At 42.9% G+C, this 12,611-nt stretch carries 12 protein-coding genes; 6 read left to right on the top strand and 6 right to left on the bottom strand.

All coding sequences use genetic code 11. The annotated features are described in order from the left end of the window. Positions 1–4 precede the first annotated feature (4 nt). The 5 genes from NSQ68_RS25460 to NSQ68_RS25440 form a co-directional block, all read right to left on the bottom strand. Positions 5–1,030, bottom strand: a complete 1,026-nt coding sequence (locus tag NSQ68_RS25460; protein ID WP_342427568.1) for a DUF4367 domain-containing protein — start codon at positions 1,028–1,030, stop codon at positions 5–7. Further along, positions 1,003–1,581 carry a sigma-70 family RNA polymerase sigma factor gene (locus tag NSQ68_RS25455; protein WP_342427567.1) on the bottom strand — a complete coding sequence of 193 codons (579 nt, stop codon included), beginning with the start codon at positions 1,579–1,581 and terminating at the stop codon, positions 1,003–1,005. The genes NSQ68_RS25460 and NSQ68_RS25455 overlap by 28 nt, the downstream gene beginning before the upstream one ends. Before the next feature lie 789 nt (positions 1,582–2,370). Continuing rightward, positions 2,371–3,816 (bottom strand): DEAD/DEAH box helicase, encoded by a 1,446-nt coding sequence (locus tag NSQ68_RS25450; RefSeq protein WP_342427566.1) that lies wholly within the window; start codon positions 3,814–3,816, stop codon positions 2,371–2,373. A 329-nt stretch (positions 3,817–4,145) separates the two neighbouring features. Continuing rightward, positions 4,146–4,592 (bottom strand): GNAT family N-acetyltransferase, encoded by a 447-nt coding sequence (locus NSQ68_RS25445; RefSeq protein WP_342427565.1) that lies wholly within the window; start codon positions 4,590–4,592, stop codon positions 4,146–4,148. Positions 4,593–4,672: 80 nt separating this feature from the next. Then, positions 4,673–5,254 carry a TetR/AcrR family transcriptional regulator gene (locus NSQ68_RS25440; RefSeq protein WP_307350701.1) on the bottom strand — a complete coding sequence of 194 codons (582 nt, stop codon included), beginning with the start codon at positions 5,252–5,254 and terminating at the stop codon, positions 4,673–4,675. A gap of 318 nt (positions 5,255–5,572) precedes the next feature. Between NSQ68_RS25440 and NSQ68_RS25435 the strand changes: the two genes are divergently transcribed. From NSQ68_RS25435 to NSQ68_RS25410, 6 genes are all read left to right on the top strand, one after another. Further along, positions 5,573–6,634 (top strand): LLM class flavin-dependent oxidoreductase, encoded by a 1,062-nt coding sequence (locus tag NSQ68_RS25435; protein ID WP_342427564.1) that lies wholly within the window; start codon positions 5,573–5,575, stop codon positions 6,632–6,634. A 24-nt stretch (positions 6,635–6,658) separates the two neighbouring features. Beyond that, positions 6,659–7,597 (top strand): alpha/beta hydrolase, encoded by a 939-nt coding sequence (locus NSQ68_RS25430; protein WP_342427563.1) that lies wholly within the window; start codon positions 6,659–6,661, stop codon positions 7,595–7,597. A gap of 238 nt (positions 7,598–7,835) precedes the next feature. Continuing rightward, entirely contained in the window at positions 7,836–8,792 is a 957-nt protein-coding gene (locus tag NSQ68_RS25425; protein ID WP_342427562.1) for an endo-1,4-beta-xylanase, read from the top strand. A 185-nt stretch (positions 8,793–8,977) separates the two neighbouring features. Then, the gene (locus NSQ68_RS25420) at positions 8,978–9,529 is read left to right on the top strand and encodes a TetR/AcrR family transcriptional regulator (RefSeq protein ID WP_307350707.1); all 552 of its coding nucleotides are present in this window, start codon (positions 8,978–8,980) and stop codon (positions 9,527–9,529) included. Beyond that, positions 9,529–9,900 carry a multidrug efflux SMR transporter gene (locus NSQ68_RS25415; protein ID WP_307350709.1) on the top strand — a complete coding sequence of 124 codons (372 nt, stop codon included), beginning with the start codon at positions 9,529–9,531 and terminating at the stop codon, positions 9,898–9,900. Before NSQ68_RS25420 ends, NSQ68_RS25415 begins: the two co-directional genes overlap by 1 nt. Positions 9,901–10,141: 241 nt before the next feature. Then, entirely contained in the window at positions 10,142–11,029 is an 888-nt protein-coding gene (locus tag NSQ68_RS25410) for a class I SAM-dependent methyltransferase (protein WP_342427561.1), read from the top strand. Between the two features lie 132 nt (positions 11,030–11,161). Here NSQ68_RS25410 and gnd read toward each other — a convergent pair whose 3' ends face one another. Further along, positions 11,162–12,565 carry a decarboxylating NADP(+)-dependent phosphogluconate dehydrogenase gene (gene gnd / locus NSQ68_RS25405; protein ID WP_342427560.1) on the bottom strand — a complete coding sequence of 468 codons (1,404 nt, stop codon included), beginning with the start codon at positions 12,563–12,565 and terminating at the stop codon, positions 11,162–11,164. Positions 12,566–12,611: the final 46 nt, after the last annotated feature.

The following is a 12,611-nucleotide window of genomic DNA, read 5'->3' as shown; positions in this document are numbered from 1 at the left end:
ATAGCTATTGCGGTGAACCGTTAAGCAAATCTTCAGCTATTTTTACCAGGTCTTCTTTGTTCAGCGGGCTGTCCTGGTTATCGGATATGTTGTAGTGTAAACGTCTTTTTTCATCGAGCCATCCCAGTCGGTTTTTTCCCGCTTCCAAGGGCTTGCTTGCTTCACTTGCCCTGATGTAATAGGCCTTAGTTCCTTTGATTGTCAATTGCTCTGCCGAATCCTGTTCATTTTGCATGATGGTCGTCTTCGTGACTTCAGAAGTGTATTTGGTGACGGTAATGTTTACATAGTCGTTTCCTCTCGCATACCGGGCAAAGGAGGAGTCTGATTTGTCCCAGCTCAGCCTTTGAATAAACAGATTTTCACCCTCCGGTGCAGCTTTGGCCTGTTGCATCAGTTTATCGGTTAAAGATCGATATTCCTTTTTGGTCATCATCCCAGGGTATGCAGTGACTGGATAGACGTATCCGAATTCAAACTGATAGCCATCCGGTAGATGAGTGGGGTTGCTGAATAATGGAGCCTCAGTCCGCTTGATTTCATCTTGTAGGCTGTTGAAACTTGAAAGTTCAGCCGGTTTGTACGCAAACAGGGCCGGATTAGATAGGTTGTTTTGATTCATAGAATCGTCCTTGACGTAATAAGCGGCATACTCTCCTGGTTGCAAACGGTCTCTCACTTCTTCGTTCCACCGTGCGTAGGTGGAGGTATAGGTTTTGGAGGCCTCCGTTTCAGTAGGTGTTTTGGCGGTATTTAATACAACGTCGCCCTTACTGTTGCGGAATTCAAGATATTGTGAAGCTGCGTATCCGGTCACAGAGGCCCCTACTACAAAAAGCAAAATCATGATGGGGACGGTGATGCGAGGCTGAAAATGGACTTTTCCTATATTCCCCTTTTTGAGCATCGTCTTTTGGTAGACCTGTTCCATTACTTTGTCAGAAACGTCAAAAGCTTGGATTTTTAGGACACTCTCTGGTTCCGTCAGCATGTCCATGTTTTTTAAGCCTCTGTCTTGTAATTCACGCATTTTGGGTCCTCCTTTTGGGGCTCCATTATTTTTTTGAGCTTTGTTTTTGTCCTGCCGTATTTTTTCTTGATAGCTTCCTCGCTTTTGTTCATAATTTCCCCGATTTCTCCAAACGTTTTTTCTTCAAAAATGCGCAGCACCAACAGGTTACGCTCCTCTGCATTCAGTTGGTCCAATGCCCGGCTCAGCGGTTCACTGAAAAGCTGACGTTCCATAACCTGCGCTGGACTGTCTGAAGTCATGTTAGTTGAGGTAAACAGGGTAATTTTAAATTTGCGCTGTAGATTCTTCCTGCGGATCAGGTTTAGGCAGTGATGATAAGCCATTTTATACAGCCAAGAGGAGAAGCCCACTGTGGGCTTGTACATACTGATTTTCTCGAAAGCACTAACGAAAATATCCTGAACTGCCTCTTCCGCTTCCTGCTCGCTTCCTAATATCCGCCAGCAGTATACAAAAATCTGACGTTGATACTCCTTTACAATGTAGGCGTAATCCTGGATCTCGCCAGCTTGGACCCGTTTAATTCTAGATTCGATTTCCTCATTCAAAGATTTAGGCACCCCCTCTGATCGAAAAGAAAACTATATCTGTATAACAAACGAAGATGACCGAAAGGGACACCTTTTCTAAAATTTTTTTAAGTATTCTATCAACTCTCTAAGAGAATACGATAAAGCAGAACAATTATCACCAACGTTGTTGATTTCATAGAACTTAAAATTATATTGTGGAAATAAATAGAATGATAAAATATACCTATCAAAAAAGTGAAATAGATTGTAAAAAAGTAGAAAAGGAGATGGGAAATGAAGTTTTATGATAATAGGGGAGCCCAGATGGTGGTTGTACTTTTATATCCTGTTATAACATTTGTTATATTAAGTAATAGTCTTATGATAGGGTCATGGACTGTTCCGGCCATTATTGCAATTTTGTTTTGTCTGTTATGGAAAAATACTCTTTATGTAATCATCTCTAACATTTTGATGTGGATTGTATCAGTACCTATGTGGTGGCTGCTAGTTGAACGTGTGAAAACAGACCAGGGCGCTGAAACTTTCATTTCGTCATTACCATTCATTATATTGTTATACATATTTGCTGTATTGCTACCCGAAATTTCAATTGTCCTATTTAGACATTACATTTTTAATAAGTTTAGACGTCGCAATAGTAAGTAATCTCTGAAACGATTTGGGAGTGCTTCTGATATCGATAAGTGGAAAGATGAATTAAACGATTAAGAGGTAAAATCGGCAATCCCGCCCGTATAGCTAACGAAAACCATTGGCTTTGCTGGGTGGGATTGCCTAACCCTCTTTTATGCAGCGTACCTGCTACTTATTCCCTTTGCGTACCTTTAACAGCTTGCCCTTTACGGTTGTATTCTTCATAATCTCAAGCACCAGTGGACCTTTGCCATTCAGAATCTCGACATCTGTCACATTATCCAGAATCGTAATAATCCCGATATCATCTGCGGTGACCCCGTCAAGCTTAGCGATGGTCCCCACGAAGTCGACAGCTCTAAGTTTTTTCTTCTTACCGCCGTTAAAATTCAGCTTCATAATTTGCTGGTTTAATTGCTCGCGCTTATCTTTTTTGAGTGCGGTTTTCACATGCAGTTTCTGCTCAAAATCTTCTCTACGGAGATCAACAGCCTCTTCTGAAGGGGCCTTTACCTGCGGAATCGCAAATCCAATATATGCTTCAATATCAGCTAATCTTCTGCCATCCTTGGGAGTGATGAGGGAAATGGCTTTCCCCGTTTTGCCAGCACGTCCCGTACGTCCTGTGCGGTGAACATAGCTCTCCTTCTCAAGGGGAATATCATAATTAATGACATGGGTGATATTCGTGATATCAATTCCTCGTGCGGCAACATCTGTTGCAATCAAGTAACGGAATTGACCCCTTCTAAATGCATTCATTACCTCAAATCGCTCGTCTTGCTCCATGCCACCATGAATGCGATCACATGGATATTCGAGATCAGCCAATGCTCTGAATAATGTATCTACATTCTCCTGCGTACGACAGAAAATAATGCAGCTGTCAGGATTCTCAACAATGAGCAGATCTTGCAGTAGGGCCAGCTTGTCTGACTCCTTCACCTGAATAAGAGAGTGATCAATTGTGGCGGTCGTTATACCAGTCGCTTTAATCTCAATTTTAACAGGATCATTCATATATTTACGTGACAGTGTGGCTACATCTTCAGGGAAGGTAGCGGAAAATAACATGGTAACCCGATCACTAGGCAGCGCTTGAATAATCGACTGAACTTGCTCGATAAAGCCCATATTCAGCATTTCATCAGCTTCATCAATCACGAGATAGGCAATCCGATCTAACGGTAGCGTCCCTCGTTCGATATGGTCCAGTACACGTCCTGGCGTACCTACAGCCACATGCGTCCTTTGTTTTAACTCGGCCTTTTGGATATGAAAAGGATGTTTCCCATAAAGAGGCGTTGCTTTTATCCGCTTAAAGCGTCCAATGTTCGTGATGTCTTCGGTGACCTGTAACGCGAGTTCGCGGGTTGGCGTCAGGATTAAAGCTTGGGGCTTATTCTCATTCCAATCTACTAGCTCACAGATTGGAATGCCGTATGCCGCTGTTTTGCCACTACCTGTTTGCGATTTGGCGACAAGATCCTTCTTCTCAAGCGCAACAGGAATAACTTCCGTCTGAATCTCCGTTGGCGTCTCATAGCCCAAGCTATTCAGCGCTCTTACAATTTCTTCACTTAATGCGTAATCTGTAAAATGCTTCTGACTCATTTTCAACCTCTTCTGCGCTGTATTTGAAATACCATTACATATATAATGTCATCGTGTATCGAACTTATACTCATCTAGTATACTCTATATCCAGGTTCACTCTAATACATATCAACGATTAACTGTTTGTCTAACCGTATCCTTGGAGGAGTGTTTAGAGAATGGACGTAGAAACGAGCCTATTCTAAGCAGCAAAGGGAGGCCATGAAGGCACGGGTATCGGCGTGTTTCCATATCCGATGCGTGAAAACATGTGTTACGAACAAAGGGCACCCAATCGGGTGCCCTTTGAACTGCCGTTAGCGCGGAAAATCGTATCAAAAGTATTGTTACGATGAAAAGTGAACCCAATCTCTCCCTTGGACAGCATCCATCTTTTTAAAGAAAATTTGAGCGCGTTTATTCTCGGTAGAAGTTATCCAGGCCATATGAGCATAGCCTTGATTTTGTGAGTATTTTTGACATTCTAAAAAAAGCTGTGTTTCTACTTCTGTATCTCTAAATGGTTCCAATACAAATAGATCGTTCATAACAGTGACTTTGTCTGCTTTCATCGTGCTAAAGGTAAAGAATAATGTAGCAAAGCCGATTAATTCTCCATTTTGTTCCGCCACAAATTGTATACCGTTTTGCTGCTCAAAAAGGGTTTGTATCAAATTATGAATTTTTTCGATAGGTGGCCTAGGGTTTTGATAAAAACCAACGATGTATTCATACATTAACTCGGTTAAACTGTTTAAATCATCAGGCTTAGCTTTCCTTATTAAAAATGACATTAGATGCACTCCCTTTTTTATTAGTTTTGAATTATTATACATAATAAAGCATATATATTCAAAATTGAATTCATTCCGAATTACTTAAGAAGTGTAAGTGTCACCTCTATCGTGTTATCAATAAATGATCGTTCTGGACGAGACTTTATCATTACGGTCAGTCCAATTAACGATACGACTAGCGCCTGTGATACAGCCTTCGCATCGAGCCCGACCTCAAGCTCACCTGATTGTATACCTCGTTCAATGGTTTCTTGAAATATAACCGATAGGTACATTTGATGCTCCCTTGTAAGAATTTCAAACTTCTCATCATGGGGCGCAAGTTCAACCATTGTATTAATGCAAAAGCATCCTTTTCTAGGATTTTCCGCATATTCCTCATCGACCACACCCTCAAAAAAAGTTCGAAATGCTTCTTTTACAGATGAATCGCTTTGAAGCTTGGTTCGGATCAGAGAAGCACGGGACATCATGTATTTGCGCAGCGCAGCTTCGAACAATTCTTTTTTGCCTCCAAAAGTGGAATATATACTGGGTCGTTGAATTTCCATTCTGGAAGTTAAATCACTCAATGAGGTAGCTTCATATCCCTTCTCCCAAAATATTTGCATAGCTGCATCTAATACTTTATCTTCGTCAAATTCGCGGATTCGTCCCATAATCAATACCTCTCATTACTCGTAATTTTATTCTTAATTCAATGACTCTGATCATAATTGTCAGGGGTCTTCATTTGCGTACCAATTAGTATGTTATTATCTTATAATTAGCCCGTTATATTGTCAAATGCAGATTGGTTTATCGCACCAAGGAGATATCAGTATGAGGATAAATTAAAGTGTTTTTACTATATTTATTGACAGTACTCTTTTTGATGAGTTATATTTACTGGGAAAAATATTTTACCGATCGGTATGATATTTTATCGTTATTTGATTGGCATAGAAAGAAAGCTATTAGAATAGGAGAGATGGACCATGGAGATAGGTATTACTTCGTTTGTAGAAACAAAGCCTGACGTTCAGACAGGTGAAGTGATAAGTCACGCACAGCGATTGCGCGAAGTTGTCGAGGAAATTATCCTTGCTGATCAAGTGGGACTTGATGTGTTTGGTGTAGGTGAGCATCATCGGAAGGATTATTCGGCATCTTCACCAGCAGTTGTGCTGTCAGCGGCTGCAGCGCAGACGAAACGGATTCGGCTGACCAGTGCAGTGACAGTGCTTTCTTCAGCTGATCCCGTTCGCGTTTTTCAGGATTTTGCTACGCTGGATGGTATTTCGAATGGACGTGCGGAGATTATGGCGGGCCGAGGCTCCTTTATTGAATCTTTTCCACTGTTTGGCTATGACTTGGAAGACTATGATGAGCTGTTTGAACAACACTTGGAATTGCTCCTTAAAATACGGGAGTCCGAAAAAGTAACCTGGAAAGGCGGACATCGGCCAGCGATTAACCATTTGGGTGTGTATCCACGGCCGGTTCAGAATCCTTTACCGATATGGGTTGGCAGCGGGGGCAGGCAGGATTCTGCTATCCGTGCAGGTTTGTTAGGACTGCCCTTGATGCTGGCGATTATTGGCGGGAATCCGGTGAATTTTGCACCGCTCGTGCAGCTTTATAAGAAAGCAGCGGCGCACGCTGGTCATGACGAATCGCAGCTTAAGGTTGGATCGCACTCAATAGGATTTGTCGGAGAGAATAATGAACAAGCTGCAGATACATATTTCCCTTCTACGATGGCAGGTATGAATAGATTAGGCAGGGAGCGGGGCTGGGCGCATTATGATCGTTCTAGTTACGATGCTGCGCGCAGCTTTGAAGGTGCGCTGTATGTTGGCGATCCTGAGACTGTTGCCCAGAAGATCATTCACCTTCGCAAACATGTGGGCGTTACACGCTTTATGCTGTATGTTCCGTTAAGCACGATGCCGCATGCCGAGGTGATGAGAGCCATTGAGCTGCTAGGAACAGAGGTAGCACCCCGAGTTCGGAAAGAAATAGCCCAGTGGGAAGCGGAGACGGAAAAAAGATTATAAATACCAAACATAGGAGTGATTCACATGGATTTTGAAAATCGTTTGTTGCCAGAATTAAGATCAGTAATTGCACAATTTCCTGGCTTTCAACTGGAAGAAAATTTAGAACTGAGCAGAAGCTATTTGTCGAGTCCTCCCATTGAGCAGTCGGAGCACGTACGCACGACAAGTCGGATGATTCCGAGCGTAGCAGGCGAGATATTAGTCAAAATCTACGAACCTGCCCAGCGAACTGACGTTAGGCTTCCGGCAATGCTGTGGATTCACGGGGGAGGCTATGTGATGGGGCATCCTGATATGGACGATGCTTTGTGTGAACGCTTCGTGCAGGCTGCCAAATGCGTCGTCGTATCGGTCGATTACCGACTTGCTCCCGAGCACCCCTACCCAGCTGCCATCGATGACTGTTACGCCGCTTTGACGTGGATGGCCGACAAAGCTGAGCTGCTGGGCATCGACTTAGATCGGATTGCAATTGCCGGTGCAAGCGGGGGTGGCGGTCTAACCGCAGCACTTGCTTTAATGGCTCGTGACAAAGGCGGGCCAGCCCTCATCTTCCAAATGCCGCTGTATCCGATGATCGACGACCGCAATGTTACGGCATCGAGTCATGAAATTACGGCCGATAATGCACCATGGAACCGGAAGAACAACTTGGCGGCCTGGAACATGTACTTGGGCGATCGTACCGAAGATAGCGAGGCGTCCCCATACGCTGTGCCGTCGAGAGCAGAAAGCTTGGCTGGCCTGCCGCCGACCTATACGTGCGTAGGCCAGCTCGATCTGTTCCGCGATGAGACGATCGAATATGTAGCACGCCTTGCCCGAGCGGGGGTGGACGTCGAATTCCATCTGTATCCCGGCACATTCCACAACTTTGAGGGGATGGTTCCGCAAGCAGAAGTAAGCCAACGGGCTAGCCAAAGTTATGTGGACGCGATTGCAAGAGCGCTTAATCCTTAAACTACTAAAGGGGCAGTTTAAATTTAGGCAAATACATGATACGATGCTAGATTTTAACCGAAACGGTGTATTAAAGGAGCACCAGATGTTTAACTGTCCCGCAATGATGTAAATTTTTTTGGGTAGAATCTTTACTTTCACATGTAGCGGATAATAATCTCTCATCCTTATAATTGGAAATGTAAGTGATTTATATAGAGGTGAGAATATTAAAAACTACTTGTGAGGAGGAGATTATATGTTGAGGCTTAAAGTAGGCAAGTTGGTAGGCAGTTTGGCGTTGGCGGGTGTATTGTTATCGTCTGTTTTGACGAATCAGGCGGATGCCGGTTTGGTGAAAGGCAGCAAATTCCTGGGGAATGTCATTGCGGGCAGTGTCCCTCCTAGTTACGGGACATACTGGAATCAAGTGACGCCGGAGAACTCGACTAAGTGGGAATCGGTTGAAGGCAATCGTAACAACATGAACTGGTCGCAGGCGGATACCGCCTACAATTATGCGCGTAGCAATGGCTTCCCGTTCAAGTTTCATACGTTGGTATGGGGTGCCCAGGAGCCAGGTTGGGTTAGGGGACTGCCGGCTGCTGAACAGAAAGTGGAAGTGACTCAGTGGATTAAAGCAGCAGGTCAACGCTATCCGAATGCGGAGTTTGTAGATGTAGTGAATGAGCCGCTGCATCAGAAGCCGTCTTTCCGCAATGCCATTGGTGGTGACGGGTCGACCGGATGGGATTGGGTCATATGGTCGTTCCAACAGGCCAGACAAGCTTTTCCGAATGCCAAGCTGCTTATCAATGAATATGGAATTATCAACGACCCTTCGTTAACCGACCAATATGTCAATATTATTAATCAGCTCAAGAGTAGAGGCCTGATTGATGGAATTGGCATTCAATGCCACCAGTTCAGTATGGACACCGTCTCAGTCAACACGATGAATACTGTACTAAATAAGCTGTCGGCGACCGGATTGCCGATCTATGTGTCGGAACTGGATATAACTGGGGATGATAACACCCAACTTGCCAGATACAAGGAGAAGTTTCCGGTACTCTGGCAACATCCCTCAGTGAAGGGAGTTACGCTCTGGGGGTATATTCAGGGACAAACTTGGAAGCCGAACACACATCTGCTGAATTCTAACGGCACGGAACGTCCCGCGCTCCAATGGCTGAGACAATATCTGCAGAGATAAGCTATAGGTGGCACTTAAACCCAACAGATGCGAACTTTTGCCAGATGTCTGGGCTGGATAGATGTTTATTTGAAGAAGTCTTGGCTGAAATGTTGTACGCCAAGGCTTCTTTTTATTTAGCTTAAACATATTTTCTGCTTGAAATAAAACCGTCTGGACGGTACAATAAAGTGGGTGGTGACAAAATGAATACAACTAAAAAAACATTAAAAAGGGAATTAATTCTTAAAGCGGCCTCCATGATTGTGCATGAACAAGGAGTAGAGAAATTAACGTTAGAAGCGGTGGCTAAGAAAGCGGCAATAAGTAAAGGAGGATTGCTTTACCATTTTCCGAATAAAGATGAATTGATTTTGGGAATGGTTGAACAACTATCGACCAGCTTTGTCTCCGAATTTAATGAGAGAGCAGAAAACGATATGCATTCTAAAGGAAGATGGACTCGCGCGTATATGAATACATCATTTGCTGGCGATCGGAATGCAAGTGACCTGTATACCGCTCTCTCAGCAGCACAGTTTACGAACCCTCACATGCTAAAGTTACTTCAGGACGAGTATGAGAATATCCAGAATAAAATTGAAAACGACGAATTGGACCCCGTTCGATCCACGATCGTCCGATTAGCTATAGACGGCTTGTGGTTTGCCGAAATGTTTGGGCTTGCTCCTCCCAATGAGGAAATGAGACAAAAAATGATGGAAGAATTGAAAACATATATAAAGGAGATTGAATAATGGCTTATCTTTTCTTGGCAATTTCTATTGTTGGTGAACTTGTTGGAACTTCAATGCTTAAAGCTTCAGAAGGGTTTACCAAGCTGTATCCGACTTTACTCACAATTGTTGCGTTCGTAATCTCTTTCTTCTTTATCTCCTTATCCCTCAAGACGCTTCCTTTAAATATGACTTATGCTATCTGGTCAGGTGTAGGGGCTGTTGCTACAACACTTATTTCAGTATTGATTTGGAAAGAAAAAATCAATACAGGAAGTATCGCAGGTATTGCTTTAATTGTTATTGGCGTGGTGGTACTGAACCTATTTGGTGCAGGACATGGGGAGGCAAAAGGTACAACAGAAGCAACGAGTTCAATCGTTCATAAATGAGGCAAAGATTTTCGGGCCGAGGGTACAAACACGCTTGAAGGCATAAGGGCATTCGTCGAGAAAGTTCTTGTGCCGCACGGCGTGAGGGTATGGTTTTTAGTCATTTAAATTTTTTTGATTGAATTACGGATATAATAAGTCTATAATGTCGATTGTAAGGTGTTTCATATTCGCCATACGGAAGCAAGGTGTAGATATTAGCAGACTTTAAAATCTATTTAGTAGAAAGGAAGTCTAATCAATGACCCAGTCTTTATTTGATCCCGAAGTATGGAAGGCTGCTTGGATCAACGATCCGGAAGCTGGTGTGAATCGAATGCTAAGAGCGGGAACAGTACCGGCTCATTCGTTTGATGATATGGCAAGGGCAAGAAGCTTCCACCAGCAGGCATTTAATGAAGAGGGAATAAAGAGAACAGCCAGAATTATGGGATGGCTAAGGACACAGGGAGTTACCATTAGAGACTCCTCTATCCTGGATATTGGTGCTGCCTCTGGTGTCTTCAGTATTCCTTTTGCAGAGGAAGGGGCCCATGTTACCGCCGTTGAGCCTTCAGGGCCGTTGACAGCCTTAATGGAAGAGAGTATTAAGCCATCGATAAAGGGAAACGTTAAAATCGTGCGGGAACAATTTGAAGAGTTATCTATTGAGACGAATGGATGGCAAAACAAATTTGATTTGGTCTTTGCGTCTATGTGTCCAGCTATTTTTGGTTGGGACATGGTAGAGAAGGCGCTCGCTTGTGCTAGTCAGTTTTGTTACATCAGTACGATTGCTGGACCTAAGGAGCATAGTCTGATTCAGGAACTGCGCCCTGTAGTCGGAACCAAGGAAGATCCAGTACAAACTTCGGATATGTTCTATATCATCCAACTATTAAATATATACGGCTATTCTTTTCAAACTCTGATTACTCGTGAAACTCAAACCATAATGATGTCGGTGGACGAGGCGGTAAAACATACATTAGGTTGGTTCTCATTCTTCGGGATGCCAACAGATGAGCAGTCGCTACAGAAAGCAGAAGCCTATTTAAGAAAGACGTACGCAGGGAAGAAAATCCCTGTTCAGCAAGGAGGACGATTTGGTAAAGTTCTGGTCCGATTAAAGGATCAACACATGTATTAATCGTTTTGTCATGTAGCTTTTATTTACGATATAGACACAAGAGCATTGTGGGGAAAATGTACTCAAAATAAGAGCCCTAGTGAAGGGAAGAACCAGTTCATTAGGGCTCTGGAGATTTACTACGACTATGGTTCACTGCCAGTTGGTGTGAAAGAATCCTGCTACATCACTTCGTTCATAAGTATGAGCACCAAAATAATCCCTTTGTGCTTGCAAAAGGTTAGCATTTGAAATGGCTGTCCGGTAACTATCGAAATATGTAAGTGAAGCACTTAAACATGGAAACGAAATGCCAGAATTAATGCCCTCACAGACAACTTTTCGCAATCCCATTTGATATTCTTTAACCTTTTCAGCAAAATACGGGGCGATTAATAGATTAGCCAAATTCGGTTGTTCTTGATATGTTTCGCTTATTACGTTTAAGAATTCTGCACGAATGATGCAACCACCACGGAAAATAAGGGCAATATCCTGTAAAGGTAAATTCCATCCGTAAAGCTCAGAAGTCATTTTATATTGTACAAATCCTTGCGCGTAGGCACAAATTTTACCCATATAAAAAGCTTGTCTAATGTACTCAATCCACACAGCTTTATCTAAACTTCGCTGATCAATCTCTGGGCCTGTCAGGATATTTTCTGCATAAACCCGTTCCTCTTTTAAAGAGGAGATGTAACGAGCAAACAATGACTCTGTAATAATGGATGATGGGATCCCATGATCAATTGCTTGAATACTTGTCCATTTACCTGTGCCTTTTTGCCCCGTTTTATCCAGAATCACATCGATCAGAGGTAAGCCTGTTATTTCATCTTTTTTTCGTAAAATCTCTGCGGTAATTTCGATTAAATAACTTTTCAGTTCACCTTGATTCCATGTTTCAAAGATGTCGGCAATTTCATTAACAGATAGACATAACCTCTTTCTTAAAAATGTATAGACTTCTGCGATTAATTGCATATCTGAATACTCGATTCCGTTATGTACCATTTTTACAAAGTGACCGGCCCCTTTTGGACCTATATAAACACAGCAAGGATCTCCGTCCACTTGGGCTGCTATTTTTGTTAGAATAGGAGCTGCTTTTTCATATACGTCTTTATCTCCACCAGGCATGATTGAAGGTCCATTTAAAGCCCCCACTTCGCCGCCGGAAATACCGATTCCTAAATAACCGATTCCTTTTGACTTCAATTCATCATATCTACGTTCCGTATCTTTGTAATGGGAGTTACCACCGTCCATGATCACATCGCCTGCTTCAAGAAAGGGTACTAATGTACCTATTACCGAATCGACCGGTTTGCCCGCTGTTACCATAAGGAAAATTTTCCTTGGAGTTTTTAAGGAGCAAACAAAATCTTGAATTTCATAGTAGGGATGGATGGAGTGACCTTCGCTTTTTTTAATAAGATCATCCGTTAAATCCCTCGTATAATTATAGACAGAGACTTGCTCACCTTTACCAGCCATGTTTAAAGCGATATTACGGCCCATTACCCCTAAACCAATAACACCAATTGTATTGAACATTTTTTTCTGCTCCTTTTATGTGAAATGAATAGGCCGTAGATCCTCA

Origin of the sequence: Paenibacillus sp. FSL L8-0158 (genome assembly GCF_038592965.1) — a bacterium.
In the GTDB taxonomy this organism is placed as follows: domain Bacteria; phylum Bacillota; class Bacilli; order Paenibacillales; family Paenibacillaceae; genus Paenibacillus; species Paenibacillus polymyxa_D.
The sequence above is the reverse complement of the archived record's forward strand: the minus strand, read 5'-3'. Positions and strand labels throughout refer to the sequence as shown.

Excerpts from the sequence above, each read along its gene's own strand:
- NSQ68_RS25460 (WP_342427568.1), bottom strand. The coding sequence starts at position 1,030 with ATGCGTGAATTACAAGACAGAGGCTTAAAAAACATGGACATGCTGACG.
- NSQ68_RS25450 (WP_342427566.1), bottom strand. The coding sequence starts at position 3,816 with ATGAGTCAGAAGCATTTTACAGATTACGCATTAAGTGAAGAAATTGTA.
- NSQ68_RS25445 (WP_342427565.1), bottom strand. The coding sequence starts at position 4,592 with ATGTCATTTTTAATAAGGAAAGCTAAGCCTGATGATTTAAACAGTTTA.
- NSQ68_RS25440 (WP_307350701.1), bottom strand. The coding sequence starts at position 5,254 with ATGGGACGAATCCGCGAATTTGACGAAGATAAAGTATTAGATGCAGCT.
- NSQ68_RS25435 (WP_342427564.1), top strand. The coding sequence starts at position 5,573 with ATGGAGATAGGTATTACTTCGTTTGTAGAAACAAAGCCTGACGTTCAG.
- NSQ68_RS25430 (WP_342427563.1), top strand. The coding sequence starts at position 6,659 with ATGGATTTTGAAAATCGTTTGTTGCCAGAATTAAGATCAGTAATTGCA.
- NSQ68_RS25425 (WP_342427562.1), top strand. The coding sequence starts at position 7,836 with ATGTTGAGGCTTAAAGTAGGCAAGTTGGTAGGCAGTTTGGCGTTGGCG.
- NSQ68_RS25420 (WP_307350707.1), top strand. The coding sequence starts at position 8,978 with ATGAATACAACTAAAAAAACATTAAAAAGGGAATTAATTCTTAAAGCG.
- NSQ68_RS25415 (WP_307350709.1), top strand. The coding sequence starts at position 9,529 with ATGGCTTATCTTTTCTTGGCAATTTCTATTGTTGGTGAACTTGTTGGA.
- NSQ68_RS25410 (WP_342427561.1), top strand. The coding sequence starts at position 10,142 with ATGACCCAGTCTTTATTTGATCCCGAAGTATGGAAGGCTGCTTGGATC.
- gnd (WP_342427560.1), bottom strand. The coding sequence starts at position 12,565 with ATGTTCAATACAATTGGTGTTATTGGTTTAGGGGTAATGGGCCGTAAT.